Origin of the sequence: Shewanella sp. P1-14-1, from assembly GCF_001401775.1 — a bacterium.
Classification (GTDB): Bacteria; Pseudomonadota; Gammaproteobacteria; order Enterobacterales; family Shewanellaceae; genus Shewanella; species Shewanella japonica.
This window is the reverse complement of sequence record NZ_LKTL01000016.1, coordinates 109,783-132,901: the sequence shown is the minus strand read 5'-3', so window position 1 is coordinate 132,901 and position 23,119 is coordinate 109,783. Positions and strand designations below refer to the sequence as shown.

The 23,119-nt window shown below is 42.3% G+C and carries 18 protein-coding genes; 7 read left to right on the top strand and 11 right to left on the bottom strand.

Annotated features, from left to right (window positions below; translation table 11 throughout):
- The 3 genes from AN944_RS13180 to cydX all read left to right on the top strand — a co-directional run.
- Positions 1-381, top strand: a 381-nt coding sequence (locus AN944_RS13180; protein ID WP_200913374.1) for a cytochrome ubiquinol oxidase subunit I, incomplete at its 5' end; no start/stop codon positions are given.
- A gap of 15 nt (positions 382-396) precedes the next feature.
- On the top strand, positions 397-1,536 hold the full coding sequence (cydB, locus tag AN944_RS13175) for a cytochrome d ubiquinol oxidase subunit II (RefSeq protein WP_055025093.1): 1,140 nt from the start codon (positions 397-399) through the stop codon (positions 1,534-1,536).
- Between the two features lie 13 nt (positions 1,537-1,549).
- Complete coding sequence (cydX, locus tag AN944_RS21315; RefSeq protein ID WP_063124246.1) at positions 1,550-1,675, top strand: cytochrome bd-I oxidase subunit CydX; 126 nt, start codon at positions 1,550-1,552, stop codon at positions 1,673-1,675.
- Positions 1,676-1,811: 136 nt separating this feature from the next.
- On the opposite strand, the gene AN944_RS13170 is transcribed toward cydX, so the two are convergent.
- The 4 genes from AN944_RS13170 to AN944_RS13155 form a co-directional block, all read right to left on the bottom strand.
- Complete coding sequence (locus AN944_RS13170) at positions 1,812-2,288, bottom strand: DM13 domain-containing protein (RefSeq protein ID WP_055025092.1); 477 nt, start codon at positions 2,286-2,288, stop codon at positions 1,812-1,814.
- Positions 2,289-2,429: 141 nt separating this feature from the next.
- Positions 2,430-4,433: a methyl-accepting chemotaxis protein gene (locus tag AN944_RS13165; RefSeq protein ID WP_055025091.1), complete on the bottom strand. Its 2,004-nt coding sequence runs from the start codon at positions 4,431-4,433 to the stop codon at positions 2,430-2,432.
- Between the two features lie 169 nt (positions 4,434-4,602).
- Complete coding sequence (locus AN944_RS13160) at positions 4,603-7,677, bottom strand: efflux RND transporter permease subunit (RefSeq protein ID WP_055025090.1); 3,075 nt, start codon at positions 7,675-7,677, stop codon at positions 4,603-4,605.
- A complete protein-coding gene (locus AN944_RS13155) occupies positions 7,674-8,786 on the bottom strand; it encodes an efflux RND transporter periplasmic adaptor subunit (protein ID WP_055025089.1) in 1,113 nt (370 codons plus the stop codon). The genes AN944_RS13160 and AN944_RS13155 overlap by 4 nt, the downstream gene beginning before the upstream one ends.
- Before the next feature lie 233 nt (positions 8,787-9,019).
- Between AN944_RS13155 and AN944_RS13150 the strand changes: the two genes are divergently transcribed.
- Together AN944_RS13150 and AN944_RS13145 are read left to right on the top strand one after the other, a co-directional pair.
- The gene (locus tag AN944_RS13150) at positions 9,020-9,664 is read left to right on the top strand and encodes a TetR/AcrR family transcriptional regulator (RefSeq protein ID WP_055025088.1); all 645 of its coding nucleotides are present in this window, start codon (positions 9,020-9,022) and stop codon (positions 9,662-9,664) included.
- 159 nt (positions 9,665-9,823) lie between these two features.
- Complete coding sequence (locus tag AN944_RS13145) at positions 9,824-10,753, top strand: DUF6268 family outer membrane beta-barrel protein (RefSeq protein WP_055025087.1); 930 nt, start codon at positions 9,824-9,826, stop codon at positions 10,751-10,753.
- Positions 10,754-10,832: 79 nt separating this feature from the next.
- Here the strand turns inward: AN944_RS13145 and AN944_RS13140 are convergent, their stop codons facing one another.
- The 4 genes from AN944_RS13140 to AN944_RS13125 form a co-directional block, all read right to left on the bottom strand.
- The gene (locus AN944_RS13140; protein WP_055025086.1) at positions 10,833-11,405 is read right to left on the bottom strand and encodes a chalcone isomerase family protein; all 573 of its coding nucleotides are present in this window, start codon (positions 11,403-11,405) and stop codon (positions 10,833-10,835) included.
- Positions 11,406-11,754: 349 nt separating this feature from the next.
- On the bottom strand, positions 11,755-12,234 hold the full coding sequence (locus tag AN944_RS13135) for a DUF2947 domain-containing protein (protein ID WP_055025085.1): 480 nt from the start codon (positions 12,232-12,234) through the stop codon (positions 11,755-11,757).
- 163 nt (positions 12,235-12,397) lie between these two features.
- On the bottom strand, positions 12,398-13,960 hold the full coding sequence (locus tag AN944_RS13130) for a PAS domain-containing methyl-accepting chemotaxis protein (RefSeq protein WP_055025084.1): 1,563 nt from the start codon (positions 13,958-13,960) through the stop codon (positions 12,398-12,400).
- Between the two features lie 356 nt (positions 13,961-14,316).
- The gene (locus tag AN944_RS13125) at positions 14,317-16,608 is read right to left on the bottom strand and encodes a peptidase U32 family protein (RefSeq protein WP_055025083.1); all 2,292 of its coding nucleotides are present in this window, start codon (positions 16,606-16,608) and stop codon (positions 14,317-14,319) included.
- 126 nt (positions 16,609-16,734) lie between these two features.
- Here AN944_RS13125 and AN944_RS13120 point away from each other — a divergent pair, with 126 nt between their 5' ends.
- Positions 16,735-17,394, top strand: a complete 660-nt coding sequence (locus AN944_RS13120; protein ID WP_055025082.1) for a glutathione S-transferase — start codon at positions 16,735-16,737, stop codon at positions 17,392-17,394.
- On the opposite strand, the gene AN944_RS13115 is transcribed toward AN944_RS13120, so the two are convergent.
- Positions 17,391-18,179, bottom strand: coding sequence for an SDR family NAD(P)-dependent oxidoreductase (locus AN944_RS13115; RefSeq protein ID WP_055025081.1), 789 nt, complete (start codon positions 18,177-18,179; stop codon positions 17,391-17,393). The genes AN944_RS13120 and AN944_RS13115 overlap by 4 nt on opposite strands.
- Before the next feature lie 115 nt (positions 18,180-18,294).
- Here AN944_RS13115 and AN944_RS13110 point away from each other — a divergent pair, with 115 nt between their 5' ends.
- Positions 18,295-18,648, top strand: a complete 354-nt coding sequence (locus tag AN944_RS13110; protein WP_055025080.1) for a helix-turn-helix domain-containing protein — start codon at positions 18,295-18,297, stop codon at positions 18,646-18,648.
- Positions 18,649-18,719: 71 nt separating this feature from the next.
- On the opposite strand, the gene AN944_RS13105 is transcribed toward AN944_RS13110, so the two are convergent.
- Positions 18,720-20,132: an endonuclease/exonuclease/phosphatase family protein gene (locus AN944_RS13105; RefSeq protein WP_055025079.1), complete on the bottom strand. Its 1,413-nt coding sequence runs from the start codon at positions 20,130-20,132 to the stop codon at positions 18,720-18,722.
- A 381-nt stretch (positions 20,133-20,513) separates the two neighbouring features.
- Positions 20,514-23,099, bottom strand: a complete 2,586-nt coding sequence (locus AN944_RS13100; RefSeq protein ID WP_055025097.1) for an acylase — start codon at positions 23,097-23,099, stop codon at positions 20,514-20,516.
- Between the last annotated feature and the right edge of the window lie 20 nt (positions 23,100-23,119).

The window sequence follows — 23,119 nt, the reverse complement described above, 5'->3', positions numbered from 1 at the left end:
CGTGTGATGGTTGGTGCTGGTGTGATTATGTTATTCGTGTTTGCTGCGGCATTCTGGCAAAGCACGCGTCACAAGATTGAAGAAAAACCTTGGGTACTTAAAGCGGCGCTATACAGCTTACCACTACCTTGGATTGCGATTGAGTGTGGTTGGTTCGTGGCTGAGTACGGACGTCAACCTTGGACGATTTCAGAAGTGTTGCCGACCTTTATGTCTGCATCAAGTCTAACAACGTCTGATCTATGGTTCAGTATCATTTCTATCACTGTGTTCTACTCGATTCTATTAGTGATTGAATTGTTCTTAATGTTTAAGTTTGCTCGTCTTGGCCCATCAAGCCTTAAGACTGGTAGATATCATTTTGAAAACCAAGATGCTTAATCTGAGGACCTGATTATGTTTGATTATGAAATGCTAAGATTTATCTGGTGGGCTCTGGTTGGCGTATTGCTAGTTGGGTTTGCTGTGACAGATGGTTTTGATATGGGTGTGGGTGCGTTATTACCTATCATTGGTAAAGATGACACTGACCGCCGTATTATGATCAACACCATTGCTCCTCACTGGGATGGTAACCAAGTTTGGTTAATCACCGCTGGTGGTGCGTTATTTGCTGCTTGGCCTATGGTTTACGGTGTATCTTTCTCTGGCTTCTATGTGGCTATGATGTTGGTACTGTTTGCGTTATTCCTACGCCCTGTTGGTTTTGATTATCGCTCAAAAATTGAAGATCCAAGATGGCGTAAGTCGTGGGATTGGGCGTTATTCGTTGGCGGATTTGTTCCACCACTGATTATCGGTGTTGCGTTTGGTAACTTACTCCAAGGCGTACCGTTTAATTTTGACGAATTTTTACGTGCGACATACCACGGTGGCTTAATTGGTTTATTAAACCCATTCGGTTTACTTGCTGGTTTAATCAGTGCATTAATGGTGATGATGCAAGGTGCATCATGGCTTCAAATGAAAACTGAAGGTGAGCTACGTGTTCGTGCTGCTAAAGCGGCGCAAATTTGTGGCTTACTTGTGACGGTACTATTTGCTGCTGCAGGTGTTTGGTTAGTTAATGGTATTGATGGCTATGTTATTACTTCGGTAATCGACACTGCGGGCCCTTCAAACCCAACGACTAAAACCGTTGCTGTTGAAGCTGGTGCTTGGTTAGCTAACTACGATAAATACCCGCTAACAATGTTATTCCCTGTATTGGGTCTAGTTATGCCGATTCTTGTATTACTCGCTAGTCGTTTGAATCGTAGTGGCTTTGCATTCTTATTTAGCTCACTCGCTATTGCAGGTATTATCGTGACATGTGGCGCAGCAATGTTCCCGTTCATCATGCCTTCATCGCTTGATCCAAACGTGAGCTTAACAATGTGGGATGCCACAGCAAGTGAAATGACTCTGAACGTTATGACTTGGGCTGCGATTATCTTTGTACCTATCGTATTAAGCTACACCATTTGGACGTACTTCAAGATGTATGGTCGTCTAAACCGTGAGTTTATTGAAAAGAACAAAGCGTCACTTTATTAATTAAGGAGCCATTATGTGGTATTTCTCTTGGATACTAGGTGTATTACTAGCCTGTGCTTTTGGCATCATTAATGCGCTTTGGCTTGAAAACACTGAAAACTTAGATCGTATCAGCGAAGCTGATGCAAAAGATAAGTAAGTAATTTGAGCTGATAAAAAACCCTGCCATAGTGCAGGGTTTTTTATTGCTTTATTAACTCAATGAAGGCCAGCTGTTCATGTTAACTCTTAATAGGAACAGTCTAAATCGCGAATTGATTATGGGGTAATTGCTTTTATTGATATTGAGCAGCAGTAATAAATTGGCCGAAACTTTCGCACCAAATAATGACGGTATTGTAATCGCCAACATCAATATCCTTTGTAATTGGCACTAAAAAATTATCGAAAGTTTTGACGTCAGCCACTTGCACCATAGAGGACTTTAGGCGGTTAAAGTCGGCTTCTGTTTCAACAAACTCTTTAGCAAGGTATACCTTAAAGTCAGGCCCAGGCGATAGCTTACCGTTTAAGGTAATGTAATCATCGCCAATCATCACTGTTCCTTCTCCCCAGTGCAGTGCATCGCTGTCTTTAAGGTCTCGAGTGAACTCTGCTGTGTAGCGTTGTTGGGTATCTAACGATGCGACTTTTTCACTTGAAGGCGCATCAGGCGCAGTTAAAATCGGTAAGGCATAAATGCCACCACCAAAACCAATAGCAAGAGCCAAAGTGTGAGATGCAAGAAGGGCTGCGAGAGTTCGTTTTTTCATATTGATTCCGTTTTTAACACCAGGGACTAACATCAAATACACTGTTTGTTAGGCTGTTTGTTCAAATAAAAAAGGCATGTACCTATGGGACATGCCTTTATAAAGACCTGAGTTATCAGGATATTATTTCAAAGAAACGCATTAGATTTTAAAGAAATTAATTTTAGTATTCAGTTCGCTGGCAAGAGAACTGAGTCCATCAGCCACATCGACGGTTTCGCTAGCGCGTTCTTGTCCTTCGTTTGCGAGTGTCGATATTTGATGTAGGTTACGGGTGATTTCGTCAGCGACTGCACTTTGCTGCTCTGTTGCACTCGCAATGCTGCTAGTGAAGGTGGCAAGCTCACCAATACTTACGGTGATTTGGCTTAACTGTTCACTGGTCTCAAAGCCTTGCTCTGCCGATTCAGTGCCGAGTCTATGGCTGTCTGACATTTGCTGGCTGGTAACCTTAACTTGCGCTTGCAGTTGGCCAATGGTTTTACTGATTTCGGAAATCGAACTTTGCGTGCGCTGTGCTAACGATCTTACTTCGTCAGCGACAACCGCAAAACCTCGTCCTTGCTCGCCTGCTCGAGCAGCTTCAATAGCAGCATTTAGTGCGAGCAAATTAGTTTGCTCGGCAATACTATTAATCACTTCTGTGACCTGATTAATCGCTTCACTCTCTTTACTGACATTTTCAATGTTATCTTGGCTTTCATTAAGCTGGGTTTTAAGCGCATTCAGCGACTCAACAACGTCAGTAAGCTGCTTATGACCGCTACGAGAGGATTGATCCACTTGTTGGCTCTTGATTGCCCCTTCGTTCGAGTGACTAGCAACATCTCGAATAGAAGCTGACATCTCTTCAATTGCTGTGGCAATTTGGTTCGTTTGCATCATTAACGATGCCGATTCATCGCCATTTAACCTTGCCATCTCTTGGGCTTTTTGAGCCTGTGACTCAAGGGTCTCTACTGAGTGCTGCAGCGAGAAAATCAGCTCTTTTAAGTTGTTTGACATGTCGGCAGCACTGAGCGTAATTAAATCTATTTCGTTCTTGCTATTAGGATCACTGACTTCAAATTGCTGGGATAAATCACCTTTACCTAAGGCTTTCAGTTGTTGCTGGAAACGCTGCAAAGGCGCTAATGCTTTTATTTGCAGAGCAGCTAATAACCCACTTATTAGCAGTATCCCTAACACGGCAACACCAGTGGTAATATACAAGAGTTGTAGGCTCTCATTATTAAGCTCAGCGGTTTGAGTTAATCCGATTAATGTCCAGTTCCACCCCGGTATATTGATACTGTTAGCAAACATTTGCTGTTGTTGGTGGTTAACGTATTCAACGCTTTGGTGGCGGCCCAATAATTGGTTGATGTCTAGGCCATTTAATATGTCGCTATTTAATGCTTCACCCGTGGCGAAGTTGGGATGCGAAATCAGTCGTTGGTCATTGTTGCGCACCAACATGTAATGACCCGTTTCTTCAACTTTGAGATTATTAATTGTCTTTTGCAGTTCGGAAATTGAGTCGGTGATATCAAAACCAATATACAAAATACCGATGACTTCATTGCTGGCATTTTTGATTGGTCGGTAAACGGTCATGTAGTCTTTACCAAATAGTTTGGCGTAACCTTCATATTCATTACCGTTTATCAATGTTTGGTAGCCTGGGTGGCTACTACCTAGGTAAGTTGCCAATGCCCGTTTACCATCGGCTTTTTTCAGTGAAGTCGAAATACGAAGAAAGTCATCGCCGTCTTTTACAAAAATGGTGGCTGTGCCGCCAGTTAAGTTTGAAAAACGATCTACTTTACTTTTGGTGGCGTTAATTTGCTCTTTTTCATGTACTAGGGCAGGTGTTTGAGTGCTGTAAACTCTGACGGTGCGATCTGGTTTGTGAAAGTTTCCAGGGTACATTGCACGTAGTATGTCGGCATTACGGCGGGCTAGGGCAAGTAAGCTTGTGTACTGCAGCTCAATTAGCGCTGCATTGCTCTGCATTTGCTCGTTCATCGAGTCGATGGCTTTTTCTTTTAATACGTTTGATGAGCTGAAATATGACACGGAAGAAATGATGCTGAAGACTAAAACCGTCAGCGCTAAAGAAAAGTACGTTATTTGTTTTGTTAGAGACCAACTTCGATAGTTCATTTGATAGTTTCCGAATTAAAGGTCACTCCAATCTAGAGCAAATAATGCCAAGATGACTTGATTGAGATCATGTCTAGATTGAGTAAATTCGTGAATGTGTAATTGGCGATTCTATAATAAAAAACGACGCATTAATGCGTCGTTTTTTGTTGGTTAGTAGTTGATTATATTAAACTTGTACGGGCGACAATATTTCAGAATTCTGTTGTTTTTTCTTCATTAAAATAAGGTACATGGTGGGTACCCAAATAAGTGACAGCATAGTGGTTAGTAATGTGCCGCCCGCAATTGCAATGGCAAAGGGTGGCCAGAATCCACCGCCAGCAATGATCAAGGGTAAAAAGCCGCCAATGGTGGTGATAGTGGTTGAGCCAATGTGTCTGCCACAGCCACTCACTAAGGCAATAATGGTGTCTTTATTGCCTAACCGAGCCTCTGGTACGTCTTCTAATTCAGCTAAAATCACAATAGCAGCGTTAATTGCCAGACCCATTAGGCCCAATAAGCCAATGATGACGGTAAAGCCGAACGGATAACCAAACAGGTAAACGGCTAGTAAGCCAAGCCCAGCAGATTGGAAGGCACTGAGTAAGATAATGGCGGTTAATCTAAATGAGTTAAATGATAGCACCACAGTGGCCAATAGCAGTGTGACTACCACAACGATATTGGACAGCAAATTACCAACGGCTTCGTCTCGTTTGGCACTTTCACCACCAATTTCAAGATGATAACCAGACGGTAACTCAATTTGTTCTAACTTTGTTTTAACGTCATTAAGCACCTTACCGGGCAAAACCCCACTGACAATGTATGCTTCTATTGTGTTCACTCGCTCGCCGTTACGACGAGGAATACCGCCACGACTCACATTAATTTGGTTTTGTGATACCGCTGAAAGCGGGATGGTGTCTCCTTGGCTAGAGACTAAGTTAAGTTCTGCTAGACGCGTTGCTTCTTCTCTAGACGTATCAGCAAGCCTAACTCGAACAGGTAATGACTCCGTTTGTTCTAAAATGCTGCCGCCAATAATACCTGTGGTCGCCATTTCTATTTGCTTAGCGATATCAGATAAACTGAGACCACTCATTAAGCTGGCATCTTCGTTTATTTGTAACCAGACTTTAGGTGATCCTGCACTCAAGGTGGCACGGGTATGAATCACATCCTCTGTGTCCATCAGTAAGCCACGCGCTTGCTCGCCTAACTGGTTTAATGTATCCAATGACGGGCCATAGATCCGCAGTTCTACTGGTGCATTAAATGGCGGGCCTTGTTCAAGCTTTCTGACCAAGATTTGTGCCTGAGGGAAGTCAGCATCAAATTCTTGTTGCAGCGATAAAATCAATCTATTGGCAGCGTTAAAATCAGTGACTTTCACCATAGCTTGAGCATAGTTTGTTGCCCCTTGCTGACGTTGGGTAAGGTTGTAATAAAACGAAGGTGTATTACCGCCAACCACCCAAGTGATCATTTCAACATCGTCAATCGACTCAAGACGTTCATCAATGCTTTTAACTTGTTTAAGGGTGTTATCTAGGCTGACATGAGGCGCTAAATAGACTTCAATTTGGAACATATCTCGGTCTGAAGGCGGAAAGAATTGCTCGGTCATTTTAGTCGAAGCATAAAAGCCCGATACCGGTAATATTCCGATGAGTATGGCTGTGAGTAAGGGTTTTGATAAGCCAAAGCGTAAACTGACTTTAAAAGCGTGTCCTAGGCGAGGAAAGGCCATGCCTTTTTGGTACCAAGCCATGGACTCGTTATCTTGACTAAAGCGTCCCGCAAGGCCTGCAATAATCGTGTGGGAAATGAGGTAAGACCCTAACAAAGCGAACATGACTGAAATAGCAATGCCACCGACAAACTCACCAGCAGCGCCAGGCATGAGTACAATTGGCGCAAAAGCTAACATCGTGGTGATAGTAGAGCCAGCTAAAGGCAACCAAAGGTGATGCAAGGTTTTACTCACAGCCTCAAGCTTGGTTAGCCCTTGCTTGCGGCGCTGGGCAATGGCATCGACAATCACAATGGCGTTATCAACCATGATCCCAAGAGCAACCACTAAGCCTGTGACTGACATTTGATGGATGGGTAAGCCGGTGTATTTCATGCAAGCAAGGGTGAAGAGCGCAGTTAGCGGTAGTGATAGCGCCACAATAACGGCGTTACGCAGCCCAAGTGTTAACATAAGTACAAAAAGAATGATCAAAAATCCTTGGATCAGATTGATGACTAAGTCGCCAAGACGAACACTGGTATAACCTTGTTGATCAAATAGCCATTGCACATCAATGTTGGCAGGCAGGTTTGCACTATAGCTTTCAACTACCTGACTCACTTGAGCTTGCCATTTATCAACACGGTTATTATCAATCATACGTGCCGACACTAGTACCCCAGGTTCGCCATTAATTAATGCGATGCTGGTTGCAGGGGTTTTCTGTTGACGACTGACATTCGCCACGTCACCAAGGCGAATAATCTGGCCGCTTGCATCAATTTTTAGCGGTACTTCGCTGACCCGAGTAATGGAATCTAGCTCACCTGATACCTCAATTAAGGCTTTAAATGTGGCGTTATTGATTTCACCTGCTGAAATTTTACTGTCAGCGTTTGACAGAATGCTTGCAATGCTTGCTGGGGTTAACTTGAGTTGGCTGATTTTATTGCCATCAAGTTCTACTAATATTTCTTCATCAGGTGTGCCTGATAATTTTACAAAGTCAGTGCCGTTTAATACCCGAAGTTTGCTTTGTAATTCTTTAGCGTAGCGGTTTAGCACATCAGTACGGATGGAGGTGTCGCTGTTCCATACCAAGCCTAAAATGGCTGTGTTGGCATAGCCTGTTTGATCGTCCAATAAACTATTTTGCGCCGATGTGGGCAGTTGATATTTACTGTCTGCAATGAGATCTCGGGCTCTAGACCATACGGGAGCAGTATCAAGTACCGTGTCTTTTAACTCCAATTGAATCACTGAAATGCCAGGACGGGAAGTGGATTGAACCAGCTTTAGCTCTTCTAGGCGGCGCAGCTCATTTTCTAATACTTCAGTGACTAACGCTTCGACACGTTCAGCTGAAGCGCCAGGGTACTGGGTAATAACCGAAGCAAAGCGATTGGTTATGGTGGGATCTTCTGTGCGAGGCAAACTACTAATAGCGCCTAAACCAGCCACCAATAGTAATGCAATCATAAGACTTGCGAGTCTGCCGTTTTCGACAAAGGCCTTAATCATAATGACCTCGCCACAGTCTCAGAAGTGGGATTTACACGCTGTCCTACCACCAGTTTATGCAAGCCTTGAGTAATAATTACATCGTCTTTTTGAATCGCACCATTGATGTAAGCTTGTTTTTCTGTGGTATATAAAATATCAACGTCTCGGCGTTCTATTCGGGCTTGTCCTTGTTCATTTTTCGTGACCACAAAGACATTCCATAAGCCTCTAACACCGTCGGTAAGCGATGAGATTGGCACCCAATATCCCGCATCAGCAATTTGCTGTTGATACTCAAGGTAGGCAATTTCGCCATTAATCACTTGGCTATTGTTGGGTAAGTCGATACGTAATTGAACAGTACGAGTGACAGGGTCTATTTCGGCGCTGATACCAGCGATTAAGCCTTTATGGGTTTGGTCTCCAATGCGAATATCAACGACTTGATTTGATTTAAGCGTTTGAGCGACGCTATGGGGAACACCAATATAGGCTTGCTGTTGATTTGTGCCGATTAAGGTAAACACTGGGCTACCTAACGCGATCACTTCACCTAAATTATGATGACGTTTGCTGATGGTGCCATTAAATGGAGCGACTAATGTTGATTTCTCAAGTTTAAGTTCTGTGGCGTATAGCGAGGCTTTAAGGCGTTTTTGATTGGCTAAAAGACTAGCGACTTGCTGCTGGGTTTCATCGAATTGCTGCTCAGAAACATACTGCTTTTTTTTGAGCTCAATGGAGCGTTCCAAGTTACTTTGGGCTAAATCTAAATCCGCTTGGGTTTGTTGCAGTGATGCACTTAATTGTTGCAGCTCAGCTTCAAGTAATTGGGTGTTTAAGGTGGCAAGCTTTTGCCCTTTAATCACAGTATCACCGCTGTCGACGATAATGTCACTTAGCTTGCCTGCAAGTTCAAATCCTACACCTGTGGTATCAGCTGAGCGGACAGTGCCTGTGTAACTTTGCTGATGTTGATAACTTGAATTAAACCGTAAGGGTTGGGTGATGACATTCGGCACAGCCACAGAAGGCGTTGAGATGGTTTCATCATTGCCGCAACCACTTAGCAGCAAAAATGAAATGACAATACTGAGTGCGGATAATGAACGCGTCGCTGTTTTCATGGGAACATTCCTATTGCTAATGCAACTTCCAAGGCAAATCATAGCTATTGTATTGACCTGCGAATGACATCTGTGTGATGCTCAATAATTAAAACTAGACTGTCTAGTCCATTTTAGGCTTAGTTTATGGCCAAAAAACTAGACTGTCCAGTCTAATTTGTGATTAAATGTTATCGTTGTTGTTTAGTTGTAAGGCGATAACGTGCGCCTGTTGAGACAAAAAAGAAGAGTTTATGAGCAAAATTTCTGATATTCCAGTGACATGTAATCATGACTTGCCGCGAACAAGAAGTGAGCAAAAAAAAGCAACGATACTACAATCGGCCATTGAGCTTTTTTGTGTTCAAGGCTTTCCGAGCACCAGTATGGATATGGTGGCGAAGAAGGCAGGCGTATCAAAGCAAACGGTTTATTCTCACTATGGCTCTAAAGATGAGTTGTTTATTGCTGCTATCGAATCTAAATGTGTTGTTCATCAGTTAACGGGCAACTTACTAGAAGACGCAACAAATCCTGAAAATACAATTCGTACTTTTGCGCACCAGTTTGGCGAGCTAATCATTAGTGATGAAGTCGTTGCTGTATTTAAAACCTGTTTGGCTCATGCTGAAACTCACCCGAATTTATCCAAGCTTTATTTTGATGCTGGCCCAAAACACATATTGGGCTTATTAAGTGAGTACTTGGATGAAGTCAACAAACAAGGCGTTTTTTATTTTGAAAAGCCGCATGACTGTGCCGTGAGGTTATGTTTAATGTTGTTTGGTGAGGTAAAGCTTCGACTAGAGCTAGGCTTAGATGTGAGCGATTTAATTGCAGATCGAGAGCAATATATAAACGATAGCGTTAACCTATTTTTAACGGCTCACCGTATTTAAGATTTGAATGTAAATCAGTGCTTTTGTGTCATGCTAAAACTGTGTAATATCTCATAATATATTGAAATTGTGATCCAAATTGGTAGTGCCTTGGTATTACCTTTTGCTATTGAGTATTAATCATTTCGACCACAATAATAATGAGAAAGGAAGCAGTTAATGAAAGTTATTCCAAGCTTGTTCCAGGCTAATCAGCTTGACGTAAGTTCTGTTAAAAAAGTGGTTAAGTTAACAGCGCTTGCTGGACTTCTCCTTGCTCCTCAAGTTATCGCGAGAGATTATTCCCCGTTTAAGTTTCATGTCTCGCGCACTTCCACAGACTCAGCCCAAGTGGGTGACACTAACGCAGAGTTACAACGTGATGTTTGGCGCTTAAAGTTATCGGGTGCGATGCCTATCAACAAAGAGTGGATGATCGGCGCTAATATTGGTTATGACAATTTAGATTATGGCTTTAAAAACATCGATAGCGGTGTGTTGAACGGCCAAGTCACGCCTTGGAGTTCAATCAATAAATACAGTGCGGGTTTGTCACTTATTTACCGTCCAAATCAAAATTGGATGTTTATGGTTGCGCCTAAGCTGCAATATTCTTATGCCAATACCGCATCATCTTCAGATGCACAAAGCTATGGTGTAGTTGGCTCGGCGATGTATCGTTTTGAGTCTGGCAACATGCTCGGCTTTGGTGTGGCATATCTTAATGATATTTCAGAAGTTAAAACTGTACCTTACATTGCCGTGCGCTGGAAAATTACTGATAAGTTAACGCTAGGTAACCCCTTTGAAGCGGGCTTTAGTGGACCTGCTGGTCTTGAGTTGACTTATAATTTGAATGAAAAGTGGGATTTTGGATTAGGGACATCTCGACGCACAGAGCGCTTTTTGATTTCAGATGCTGAGCAAACCATTGAAGTGGAAGAGTGGGTGAGCTTTTTAAGAGCGGGCTGGAATATCAGTGATAAAGCGACAGTGAATGCTTATGGCGGTTACTTCTTTAACAGTGAAATGGAGTTAAGTCAGCCTGAAGTGACTGATGAGCTAGAAAATCAAGCAGCTATTGGTTTAGCGTTCGATATTAAGTTTTAATCAGTCAATAATTAGATTGTTTTGAACAATAAAAAAAGCGACCATTAGGTCGCTTTTTTTATTGCAAGAATAGCGAGGGCTAATTCGCTAACATATTCTTGCGTAGGCTCTTTTGAGCTGGGTCGTCACCTAACCAAATCTTCAGCAATGCTTGTCTAAACGCTTCGCCTTCAATAGTGGCTTGTTCAACGCCGTTTTTAAAACTGGTTACGCCAGCACTTTTATGAGTAACAAAGGTAAATTGATCCCCTTTGCTGACTTCTTCAGTAAATAGGCCCATAAACTGAGTGATTTCAGCTTGTATTGGACTAATGTCACCGTCAGTTGCGCTATCAAAACCCTCGTTAATGGCATCGACCATTTTATCTGAGGTGATCATACCTGAGGTGATGTTAAGGCGAACAACTGCTATTGGTTGTGCTAATACAGACGTTAAATCGGTTGCTGGCGTTGCGATATAGAGGCTGCCAACATACAAATCCATAAAGAATTTACTGCGTACACCTGCGCCATTTAATGCAAGAGACTGCTCTGCGATTGTCAGGTTATCTTCAAGTTCGACACCTGATACGGTTTTAGCTTGTACTAGCGTCGATGAAAATAAACTTGTTGAAAGAACAGCGGTTAGAGCGATTGTTGAAAATGCTTTCATAGAGGACTCATTTTATAATTGTATTGATAGGGCCTGTTGATCTTTGCTGGTTAAGTTTTGTTCGAAATAAAAGCGTTTTAATTAAGGCGGATGGATTGATGCCTAGTCATCTAAGCACTTCTTTTAAAAAAAAGATGCATCCAACAAAGAGTAAAACACTTTTAGTCGAACCCTTTGGGCTGCGTTTGTTGTCCATTTTTACTGCGTTATCGACTTTTTATGTAGAATAACTACACCACAAAGTCTCTGCCTTGTATAAATGGATAACAATTCGCTGCAAAAATAACCTTGAAAGATCAACAGGCCCTTGCCACGTTGATAAGTTTGAGTAAACGTGGCTAATCGGTTTTTAGCTGCGCATCCCTAGCTTATATTGTCCATTTTGTTCAAACATGATTGCTTGTTTTTTCTTGGGAGCAATCAGGATTGGACCGTCATCGAAAAACAAAAATGCTTTCCAATTACGGGCAAACACCGCCCAAGTGGTTTCAATAATTTGATATTTTTCGTAGCAGAAGAACACTTGGGTATCGTCGTCCCAATCGATAAATTCAGCAATGGGCTCTAGCAATGCATTGTCATCAGAGTCCCATGCAGATTGCCAATGTTCAGTTTGTTTCCAAGCGTCTTGTTTGGCCGCCCAATCTCCTTTAGAGAATAATTCAGCACGATTACACTTATTACTTATCCATTGATTCCAGACAGTCATTGCACTCTTATCGGTAAGTGGCTTGATTAACGCTTTATCTGTATCTAACACAGGCAAATCTTTATGGTTAAAAATCCACTTGCGCTTGTATGCATCTAATGGGATGTAAGTGTGTGCCAAAAATAGCTCCTAGGTTTGAAAGAGGTGGGTCTGCATTAAGACTGGGATTATAACGACTCGGTCATCATAGTGCTAGGGCTGTAGGGCAGGGTTATATTAATACAACAAGAAAGCTTGATGCGCAGCACTCACGGGGGAGTGTAGCGCGCCGCGCACCAAACTTTTAAACTCTAAATCGTCTGATCAGCGAATGAAAAATGCCGATAGTGTTTTCAAGTGATTCACTGGCTGTAAGTGACTTATTCGCTGCATTGGCAGTTTCAGATGCGCCGTCTGCGATATCGATAATCTGTTGGTTAATGTGTTCGGCCACGGCGCTTTGTTCTTCAACAGCAGAGGACATTTGAAAGGTCATATCGGTAATGTTAACCACCGCATCTTTAATTTCATTCAGGGCATTACGGGTATTTTCAACGACTTCCACACCGTGTTTTGCTGCAAGCTCACCTTGGGTCGACATTTCTACAGCGCTGGTAGTTCTTTGTGATAGCTGGTTAATGACGCTGTGAATTTGGTCGGTTGATTCGCGAGTTTTTAAAGCTAGGGCGCGGACTTCATCAGCAACCACACTAAAACCGCGGCCTTGCTCACCTGCGCGAGCCGCTTCAATAGCAGCATTTAACGCTAATAGGTTGGTTTGATCTGCAATGGATGAAATGAGATTAGCAGCTTGACCGATTTCAGCGGTTGAGTCAGCTAATTCCTTAACGGTAACAGCAATGCTGTCGACGGTATGACTGAGTTGATGAATCGATGACAAGGATTCATCAGCCAGCTTTGAACCTGCATCCACAAATTGAATGGCGTTTTCAGCGCTATGAGAGTTTTCCTCAATTTTTTGGGCGACTTCTTGAATCGCTTGAGACATTTCGGTGATCGCTGAAGCAATCTGTTGTGTGGCAATACCTTGTTGTTCTACGGAGGTCTGAGTTACGGCGACTTGGGTTTTACTGATATTGGAGATGTCACCTAAACCAGAAACCGACTCGTTAATGCGAGTTAACGCAGTGCGACACCTTGCCATTTCGCTGATAAAGGCAAGCTTTGCTTGAGCACTCATGCCGACATCGTCAAAGTAGGTTTGGGCTACGGTAGCGTCTGCGAACGATTTAGGGCTGATATCCAGTAGGTGCTGCCAATGACCGGCTTGTTGTTTAAGACTCCATAAGCTGCTAAGCAAAGCTGTTGCCAGCGTTGCAAATAACCCAGTGTGATTGCCTTGAAAGCCGAAGTATCCCATCAGCGCTAGGCTAGGTAGAACAATTGGCAGTATCTTTACCAGATGATGAATTAGCTGAGTCATTAATGGGGCTGCTGATTTCCCTGCGAGAATCCGTAAATAAGCCTTAGTCGCTCGCTGTTTTTCTGATGGTTCGGCGCTAACTCGAACTGACTCATAACCCACTAAGGTTTTGCCATCATATACTGGGGTAACAAACGCGCTGACCCAATAGTAATCGCCATTTTTGCGGCGGTTTTTAACTAGCCCCATCCACACTTTTCCTGCTTTAAGTGTCTTCCACATGGTGGCGAAAACGGCTGCTGGCATATCAGGGTGGCGAACTAGGTTGTGCGGTTTACCAATGAGCTCTTCGCGGCTATAACCACTGGTATCGATAAAAGCTTGGTTGCAATGGGTAATAATCCCTTTGGGATCGGTACTGGAAACGAGTGGGGTATCTGATGGAAATAAATATTCTTTATTGCTTGCAGTATGACTATTCATAGTTCTTCTTATTATTAACTGCTGACATCGCAAAAATGAGCTAAATGTGATGCTTATCTCAAAATGTGTCAAGAATGTAATGCAAACTTAATGAGATTTAAAGTAGCTAAAACAACTGCTTAGAGGTATTTTTTAGGAGGATATGCTAAGGAGTATAAAAACCTTAATTTAAACAAGTGTTTAAACGGGATTAATGAACAATTGAGTTAATGTTAGGTGATACAATTTGTTGCAGGTTTTTGTGTGGGCTGGCGTTAAATTTAAGGTTTTCAGTTTGTTATGAGCATAAAAAAGCCCTGCAAAATATAAGCAGGGCTAGATAGTATCTTTATTGCTAAGTCATAATGCCGTCAGACTTACAAACCATTTTGGTATTGCAGATAAGTAGACTCTGGGACCATTTTGGCTAACGTATCACTGGCATTACGTTGCCCATCGAGTAAGGCTTCAAATTGCTTAATGAGCGCCATTTTATCAGGTGATTCTCTATCACCAGCACCAATATTGGTTAGATCAATCATAAAGCCATCAAACATATGGCTTAAATCGTCAATAATGTCAGTATTTAAAAATTGATCTTGATTATAAATACTTGGGTAACCTGCTTTTTGTTTATCAATGGCAAATGAGTCGCCTTTCAGGTTTTTGATGCTAGTTGATTTGTCACAGGACAACATACAGCCATTATCAATTCTTGGCTTTTCACAGCCAACACTTTGCTGGAAGAAACACTGACGGCTAGCCATTAATAAAATTGGATGATAAATACTGTAGAGCATCTTAAAGTTATTTGGTCTGGCTATTTGCTTAATTTGTTGGCGATTTATTTCGTTTGAAATAAAGGCGCCAGCACAATCAAAGCCTTCTTGTAATGCTAATAGTGCATATGAATTAGTCGTATTTAGGAAGGGGCCAGCAATCCACTTAATGCCTAATCGATTAGCATGATAAGCGATACCTGTATTGTTCGTAACGATTAACGGCGGCTTCACTTGCTCAAGAATATTCAATGCGACATCGTAATCTTTACCAATTAGCACAGGCGGGAACCAAGGTATTAGACGAGGATTTTGCTGTAAAAAGTCGACATACTTGGTGCAACCACGTTTATAAGCATCGGGTAATTTAAAATAAATATCCCCGTCAGTGATGTTGGCTAAATCTGCGTCGGCTTCATCACAAATCAACATTGAAAGCGCCGGCTTTTGGCCTTCAGGTTTTGGGTGGCGTGCAAGCTTTGGCAATTCCACTTCTGGGATGACTTCAATACCATCGTTCAAATAAGCTAATAACTCATTTTTCAGCGTGGTGATTTCACGATAAGGGATACTCATGCCATCAGTGAGGTCTTGGGTGTTTAACTCGACTAAATCATAGTTGGCGTTATTAATATTTTTAAAGCGCTTTTCAATGGCTTCTTGATCAACGCTTAATTTTTCACTCGGACGCATTAAACTGGTTGAACTCAACACAATTGTCTTTGAGTCAATATCACTTAAATCACTGCTATTTTGCTCAGTGGTTACTGTCAGTGTTAAGGGCTTTTCTTGTTCGCTGGCAAACGTTAACTTGAGTTTAATTTTTTCAATACTCAAATGCGCAATTTTGTCATCGACCGAGGCATTGATTTGTTTTTTATCCACTTGCAATTGTTGCTGTGCGTCATGGATTTGGACTACTGAAATCGATTCGCCTTTTTCGGCTTTAAGTTTATCGACCAAGTGATTTTTAGAGTTATCACGAGGGTTATCAATAAACATCGATTGGTTTAAGTCACCACGTAAAAATGCATTGGTGAAATCACGGTTAAAGACTTTATAAAGTCGTTCGCCATCTTGTGTGAGTTCTCCGGTTTCTATATAGCCATCGATTTGCTTACGGAAACTGTCGATAACGGTATGGACGTAGCTTGCGCCTTTGATCCGACCTTCAACTTTAAAGGAATAAACCCCCGCATCAATGAGTTTAGGTAAGTCAAAAAATGCTGAGTTATCTTTAATGTTTAACGGGAAGTTATTGCCCGACTCTGTGGTTTCGTATTCTTCACGACAAGCTTGGCTGCAGCGGCCACGGTTACCTGAGTTACCCGCACTAGCAGAGGTTGAGTAACAAAGCCCTGAAAATGCCACACACAATGAGCCATGAACAAACACCTCTAATAAGGTATCGTGCTCTTTTGCTACTGTGGCAAGTGCGGTTATTTCTCTTAAGTTTAATTCTCGAGATAAGTTAACTCGGGTTGCACCTAAGGTCTTTAAAAATGGAATTTGGCCAGCATTATGAGTGGTTAACTGAGTTGATGCATGAATATCCAGCGTAGGGAAGTGCTTACGCAATACGTACAGTAAGCCCATATCTTGAACGATAACGCCGTCTAATGTGGTGTTAACCAATTTGTTGAGTAGTTTTATGAGAGTTTTGAACTCTTGCTCTAAAATCACAATGTTCAAGGTTAAAAATATTTGGCAGTCATATTGATGAGCCAATCTAATTATCCCAACTAACTGATCGAATGAAATATTAGCAGCACGGTTACGGGCATTAAAAGTATCTAGGCCGCAATAAACAGCATCTGCTCCAGCTATAATGGCCGCTTTAATTGCATCGACATCACCACCTGGGGCTAATAATTCAATCTTAGGTTTCATGCTTTATAAGGTTCTCAGTTAATTTTAATGGGGGGATGTTACCCGTATATGTTGCGAATGAATATGGTTAAAGTACATAATTAATTAGTAAACCCGTATATAAGTTGTAAGGGAAGCAAGACAACAATGAATAAAATCATGGATTTACCTGTAATCTACTCGTTAAGAAATTGTCCGTTTGCAATGCGAGCTCGTATTGCCATTTATAAGTCAAAACAGCCTGTATTACTGCGTGACTTAGTATTAAGCGACAAACCCGCTGAAATGCTATCGGTATCGCCTAAAGGCACTGTGCCAGTCGTTGTGACCCCAACGGGTACTATTATAGAAGAAAGTTTTGAAGTGATGTTATGGGCGTTGACCCAAGGCGATCCTGATGACTTGTTGTTTGCCGATGATGACACTTTAGATAGCATGTTGGCGCTAATCTACACCTTTGATAGCGAGTTTAAGCGCTGTTTAGAAAACTACAAATGCGCTAAACGTTATAGTGAATCTAATATTGTGGAATGCAGACAAGCTTGCGAAAAGTACATCGTTAAGTTGGAAGAATTACTGTCACAGCATCGCTTTTTAATGGCTGATAGAGAAAGCTTAGCAGATATTGCGATACTGCCGTTTATTCGTCAGTTTGCCCGGGTTGAGCGCCAATGGTATCTACACGCTCCATATCCTCATTTACGTATTTGGCTGAATCGTTATTTGCAAAGCAAGATGTTCAGTAAAGTCATGACTAAACATCCGCTTTGGTTAGAAAATCGAGAAGATATTCTGTTTTGTGGTTAATTCCTACCTGCCATTACTCCGCCGTCAATATCCCATATGGCGCCTGTAACCCAACTGGATTGCTCACTGAGTAAAAAGTCGATTGTTGCCGCTACATCATCTGAGGTACCAATTCTGCCAATGGGGTGAAACTTATTGAAAGAGGCTAAGGTTTCATCGATTGCATCAGGTTCAATGAATGCCCCATAGATAGGGGTGTTAACCACAGCGGGGGAGACTGCATTCACTCGAATATTGTATTCAGCTAGCTCCATTGCCATATGCTGAGTTAGTGAGTGCAAACCCGCTTTTGCCATAGAGTAAGCAGATGATGGCGTTGCTTTAATCGCTTGTTTAGCCCACATTGAGCCAACATGTACAATTGCGCCAGCTTGATATTGACGCATGTTTTTAGCGATTGCTTGGGAGATAAAAAAGCTCGCACGATTCAGGTTTATATAACTATCGTAATCTGATTGCTGGTGGTCTAAAAAGGCGGTAGGGATGAATTTACCTGCTGCGTTAACAAAGTATTGAATGTGATGCTGTGCTTGTTCAATGATACTGATGAGTCGTGCGATATCATCACCTTGATATAAATCTGCTTGCAGGGTTTGTAGTGAGGCTGTTGAAGGTATTTCATCTAATACGGTTTTAGCTGCGATTAATTTATCTACTGAACTGCCGACAATTAAGGTGTTGATGCCTTGAGCAAGCAAACGCTTAGCACTTGCTAACCCTATGCCACTTGAACCGCCTAAGACGATGGCTGAAAACGCATCGAGTGATGGTGTTAAATTATTCATCAGTTGACTCCAAATTGTTTGAGTTATATTGCCTATAGACTCAGTTTAATAAACGCTTTAGGCTATTGAAAAGTAGGCACAATTTAGTGTCATAGGTACTTATTGGTACATATTTATGAAAACAAAAGAAAATTTATTTTCAAAGAAGTCAGCACCCAATAAAAGTGCGCGTATGGTTGAAGCGATTTATGGATGTAAGTGGTCACTGACCGTGTATCAGTTATTGGCAAATGGTATCAATCGACCTGGGGCTATGGTTAGTCATGTTGAGGGCTTAACCACAAAAGTGCTCAATGTGTGTTTAAAGCGAAATGTTGAGTTTGGTATTTTAGAAAAAATCACTTTCAACGAGCTTCCACCAAGAGTTGAGTACAAGGTAACTGACTTTGGCCAAAAGTTTTTACGCATCCTAGATGAGTTAGAGAAATTACAGCAAGAAATTGATACTGATTTTTCATCACTAAATTGACACAAAAAACCCGCAATGCTTGCGGGCTTTTGTATTAGAAATAAACTGTTTCAGCTCACTATATTGACGGTTTAAAGTTCTACGTTAATCCAGACTAAACGGTGATCAGAAGAAACTGACTTTCCGCCGCCGCCCCAATTACCTACACGCTCGTCATTCATCATTAGACGACCTTCTTCAAAAGTCGCTGGCCAGAATACACCTGAATCAGTCACATTCAAGTCACTTGAAGGGATAACGTGGTCTAAGCGTAAACCAGATGTGCTGGTCACAAGATCTGGGTACTTAGTGCCCCAGTTTTCTTCTTTACATTCACCGTTAGACAAACACTCTGGTCCGCCTAAGCTACTTGGTGCGTAAATTCCGTGAGTAGCAAGTTGGTTAACTTGGTCACTGTACATTAAGTCTTTGATGGTATCTAAGTAGCCATCACCAGATTCTGGATCAGCGTTCAAGTCACCTAAGATTACAAATGATGCATCGCTATCGATACCGCCTTTGTTACCTTCATCATCGTAAATATAGCTACCTTCACCAGATGTGTAATCATCCCAGAATTTGATTTCAGCACGGTTAAGTAACTTGTTGTTTTCAGTCACAGTGTCGAAAATAGGTGGTGTTGGGTGCGACATTAATAAGTGAATGACTTTATCGCCATCTGCTGTAGGAATGATAATAGGGGCATCAACATGGTTCTTAGATGACATTGGCTTTTCTGCCCATGCCTCAGCGCTGTACCATTCATCACCACATGCCTTTCCTTCTGGGATCGGATTGTTTTCGTCTTCACAGTTAATGATGGTTGGGTTGGTTTCACCTGGCATGTCTTTCCATTTGAAGTCTTGGAAAGTACGGATGTTATCTGTATCAATTGGGTATTGAGACAGTAAGCTGAATGCATATTGACCGTGGTAGAAGCCAAAGCCCCAAGCATCATCAGGAAGGGCAACTTTACCATCGTGATTCAAGTCGTGACCACTTAATAGGCCAGTATTAGTGGCGAAGTTTTCAAAATAACCAAATTGTATTGGCTCAAGGGCTTCAAATTCTTCCGATGTTGAACCTAACGCATTTTGTGGCACAGTCAGGTAGTTTAAACGGAAACCTTGAATTGCTTGTTGGCTTTCTGCTGTCCCATCGTTATTGAATTCACCCATCCATAAGATTGCAGGTCGTTCAGTTTGGATAATTGCTGCAACGTTGCGAATTTGAATAACCTTTTCTGCTACAGCTAGTTCTTCGTCGCTAAGCGACTCATCGAACCATTTCTCCATTAATTCATCTTGCTCTGCGACGGTTAACGCCATTTCAGCGACAAGATCTTCAAAGGTGTTTCTGTCAAATGACAAGTTATAAGCACCGATGCGTACATCTGTTGTTTCAGGTGCTGGTTCACCTGGATAGTAGTTGTTTGTTTCGTCGTTGCAACCCGTAAGCAACGATACACCGACAGCTAAAGCTGCAGCAGTTTTAAACATTTTCATATTGAACCCCATTTATTATTTATGTATTCCCTTTACTGGGAATTGAGCGAGATTTTAGCCATGTGTAATGAGGGGCTACAAATAAAATATACCAATGTAAATACCGGGTTAACCGCAGATCTGTTTGTGTCTTTATTGGGCCTTGAGTGTTTATTGCGGGTTGCGCATAGGTTGGTTTTGTTGGTGTTTATTGCGAGTTGCTTAATTGAGTGGGCCGCTGTTGGATTAACTTGATTTTACCATTACGTCTTGAGCTTTTTAGCTGTACTTGTATCAATATAAAGCCCGCGAAATGCGGGCTTAGTATTGATGACAATTTATATGCAGCTAAAGGTGCATCTATAGATGCCGCTAAGTGATTATTAACGAGTTAACAGTAAGCTATTCACCTTTTTGAAAGCTTAGTTCAGTCGTGGACTCAACGGATGCGGCAATATCAGCTTCATTAAATAGAAACGGACGCAATCGCTTTTCTGTTGAATAAAGCACACTTTGATCGGCAAAAGAGGGACTAAGAATATTATTCGACTCAGAATAAGTTAAGATTCCTTTAGCTACAGGGCCATCATCAGTAAAGCTCACCGCCATCATCCAGCTTGAACCATAGCGAATGTGATAGCCTTCGGCAGTTAACCCTGAAGCCAAAGGTGCCCCTGATACCGCGTCCATCACTGCGGCATATTCATGCTGAGGTATTAAAGTATCATCGCCTGACAAGCTGGTAGAAAATACATTAAATCCGCCTTCTGCATTGTGGGTTCCAGGCCAAGGTAGTTTGGTGCCAGAAGCGCTGCCATCAGGCAATGATTTTTCAACAAATTGAACAGACCCCATTGGCGCATCAACTTCAAATCCTGCCGCTTCAACATTAAGAGTTGCACGAGCAAGTGCTACGAGCGCACTGCCACCTGTGGTTAAGGTATGGGGCGTAGTTGCAGCATTGTTGTAGTCAAATGGCACAGCTAACATGCTGTTTTGATCAAACTGATGTGCAAACTCACGAATTAATGCGCCGCCAACGCTGTCGTTATCTTGTTTGCCGTTCCACGCCTTTAGCGCAGTACAAGCGCTACTGATATCTTTAGAAATCGAATCAGTCACCATGACTGGCGTGTCAGCTTGTGCATCACACTGGCTGATTAGGTCGGTAAAAATAAGATCGTTTAAATATATCCGGTTAGACAGCAGCGCGGTCTCTAGCTCATCAATATTAAACTTACCATCATCACCTGCTGCATCTTCCATTAAGGTGAGTGCCATGCGGGTACGAAGTGACAGCTGGCCTCGCTCAGGGCCATACATTGGTGAATAATTCTCTAATGGCTCATCAAGGTTAGTTGACCAGAATGAGTTATTAGAGTTTTGCACAAAGTCAGTACGTTCAAGCTTCGGCGCTCGGTTGTACGGCATTGGGCTGTCGAAATCAAAAATAGAGGTGTTACCAGGTAAGATGGTAAAGCCTGCTTGTTCTCTAGCCGCAATAATATCCGGGTTGGTTTTTAGCAAAGATACGGCAAAATCACTTAAGCCCGGCACTGTTGAGTCATCAATATAAAATGCGTTGCCTTCTTTATCGGCGTACATGGTGTTATTAAAAATAACCCCGTCATAGTTCTTAAAGGCTTGTTGAAACTCATCTTTATTGGTAGCGCGATTCATTGCAAACCAATGATCGATAGGATCTTTGTTAGCCATATTGGCATCTTGAATCATAAAGGCTTGGCCATCATCCCAACCAAAAGGAGCAAGTCCAACAGGGGCTTCTACAATTGGCCCTTTAGCCGTGGTATAGATGTCTTTTTCCGCAATGAGCATACCTGCAGGTCCGCCATTAACGAGGACTTGCACGGTTTCTTTGTTGATTGGCATGGGTTTACCTTCATAAAGGTATTGCATGCGATCGCCACTGACTAGCTCAAGGTTATACATCACAAAATGCTCGGCAGTTGAGAAGGTATGTGTCCAAGCTAGGTCTTTGTTAAAGCCAATATTGATTAACCCTGGCATGCCAACGAGTGATCCGCCCATGACATCAAGCTGGCCAGGAATCGTGATATGCGATTGCCAAAAACGCAAGTTGCCCGTATGAGGGAAATGCGGATTACCCAGCACCATTCCTTTGCCATTTTCAGTTTTATCTTTACCGAGTCCCCAGCCGTTTGAGCCTAAATCACGAGGGTTGGTATCTGGTGTAGTAATGGTATTGGCACGAGCGATTAATTTGGTGTTCACATCTTGAATAAAGGCGGTTTGCATTGCTGATGGCGCTGTGCCAACAATACGTGGCAGGTACTCTTCAGCATCACCAGGATTAGCATAAAAGATCAAATCTAAAAAGTTAGCTGCGCCTGGTAATAAGGCGATAGAGAATAAATAGTTTGCAACATCGACCCCTTCAATGGGCTTAACCCAAGGCTGGCCTGCGCAAAAAGGGGAAGCTTGCTGTTCCCCTGCATCGACGTCAGCAAGATACTGGTTGTATCCTGCGCTGAAGCCTTCCATTAATGCACGTGAGTTATAACTAAATTGTGAGTATTGGTTTTCGGCTAACTCGCGAATTTTAAGTGCTTTATAAGCAAAATCTGAAATTAAATTGCCGTTATCTTCAGCTGTTGGAAGCCCTGTGGCAAAGTCAATTGAGGCGTGAGGCCCAAAATACATTGAGCGTTCAGAATTGGCTTTGATAAATCCATCGGCAAGTATACATAAGTTATCTTGTGCTTGGGCGTACCCGCTGCCAAACGCCAAGCTTTCAAGGTTGTCGGCTTGAATATGTGGAACGCCATAAGCAGTTCGACGAATTTGTGCTTTAAGCATCCCGTCTGGTGCAAAAGCTTGCAGTGGCTGTGTGACTTCAGGTTCAGGGGTAACTTCAGGGGAGCGAGAGTAGTCGGTGTCATTGCCGCAACCAGCGATAAAAACTGAAGATGCAACGCCAATAGCTAGCATGAGTTTATTCAAATGCATTACTTTCATGGAAAATTATC

Excerpts from the sequence above, each read along its gene's own strand:
- cydB (WP_055025093.1), top strand. The coding sequence starts at position 397 with ATGTTTGATTATGAAATGCTAAGATTTATCTGGTGGGCTCTGGTTGGC.
- cydX (WP_063124246.1), top strand. The coding sequence starts at position 1,550 with ATGTGGTATTTCTCTTGGATACTAGGTGTATTACTAGCCTGTGCTTTT.
- AN944_RS13170 (WP_055025092.1), bottom strand. The coding sequence starts at position 2,288 with ATGAAAAAACGAACTCTCGCAGCCCTTCTTGCATCTCACACTTTGGCT.
- AN944_RS13165 (WP_055025091.1), bottom strand. The coding sequence starts at position 4,433 with ATGAACTATCGAAGTTGGTCTCTAACAAAACAAATAACGTACTTTTCT.
- AN944_RS13160 (WP_055025090.1), bottom strand. The coding sequence starts at position 7,677 with ATGATTAAGGCCTTTGTCGAAAACGGCAGACTCGCAAGTCTTATGATT.
- AN944_RS13155 (WP_055025089.1), bottom strand. The coding sequence starts at position 8,786 with ATGAAAACAGCGACGCGTTCATTATCCGCACTCAGTATTGTCATTTCA.
- AN944_RS13150 (WP_055025088.1), top strand. The coding sequence starts at position 9,020 with ATGAGCAAAATTTCTGATATTCCAGTGACATGTAATCATGACTTGCCG.
- AN944_RS13145 (WP_055025087.1), top strand. The coding sequence starts at position 9,824 with ATGAAAGTTATTCCAAGCTTGTTCCAGGCTAATCAGCTTGACGTAAGT.
- AN944_RS13140 (WP_055025086.1), bottom strand. The coding sequence starts at position 11,405 with ATGAAAGCATTTTCAACAATCGCTCTAACCGCTGTTCTTTCAACAAGT.
- AN944_RS13130 (WP_055025084.1), bottom strand. The coding sequence starts at position 13,960 with ATGAATAGTCATACTGCAAGCAATAAAGAATATTTATTTCCATCAGAT.
- AN944_RS13125 (WP_055025083.1), bottom strand. The coding sequence starts at position 16,608 with ATGAAACCTAAGATTGAATTATTAGCCCCAGGTGGTGATGTCGATGCA.
- AN944_RS13120 (WP_055025082.1), top strand. The coding sequence starts at position 16,735 with ATGAATAAAATCATGGATTTACCTGTAATCTACTCGTTAAGAAATTGT.
- AN944_RS13115 (WP_055025081.1), bottom strand. The coding sequence starts at position 18,179 with ATGAATAATTTAACACCATCACTCGATGCGTTTTCAGCCATCGTCTTA.
- AN944_RS13110 (WP_055025080.1), top strand. The coding sequence starts at position 18,295 with ATGAAAACAAAAGAAAATTTATTTTCAAAGAAGTCAGCACCCAATAAA.
- AN944_RS13105 (WP_055025079.1), bottom strand. The coding sequence starts at position 20,132 with ATGAAAATGTTTAAAACTGCTGCAGCTTTAGCTGTCGGTGTATCGTTG.
- AN944_RS13100 (WP_055025097.1), bottom strand. The coding sequence starts at position 23,099 with ATGCATTTGAATAAACTCATGCTAGCTATTGGCGTTGCATCTTCAGTT.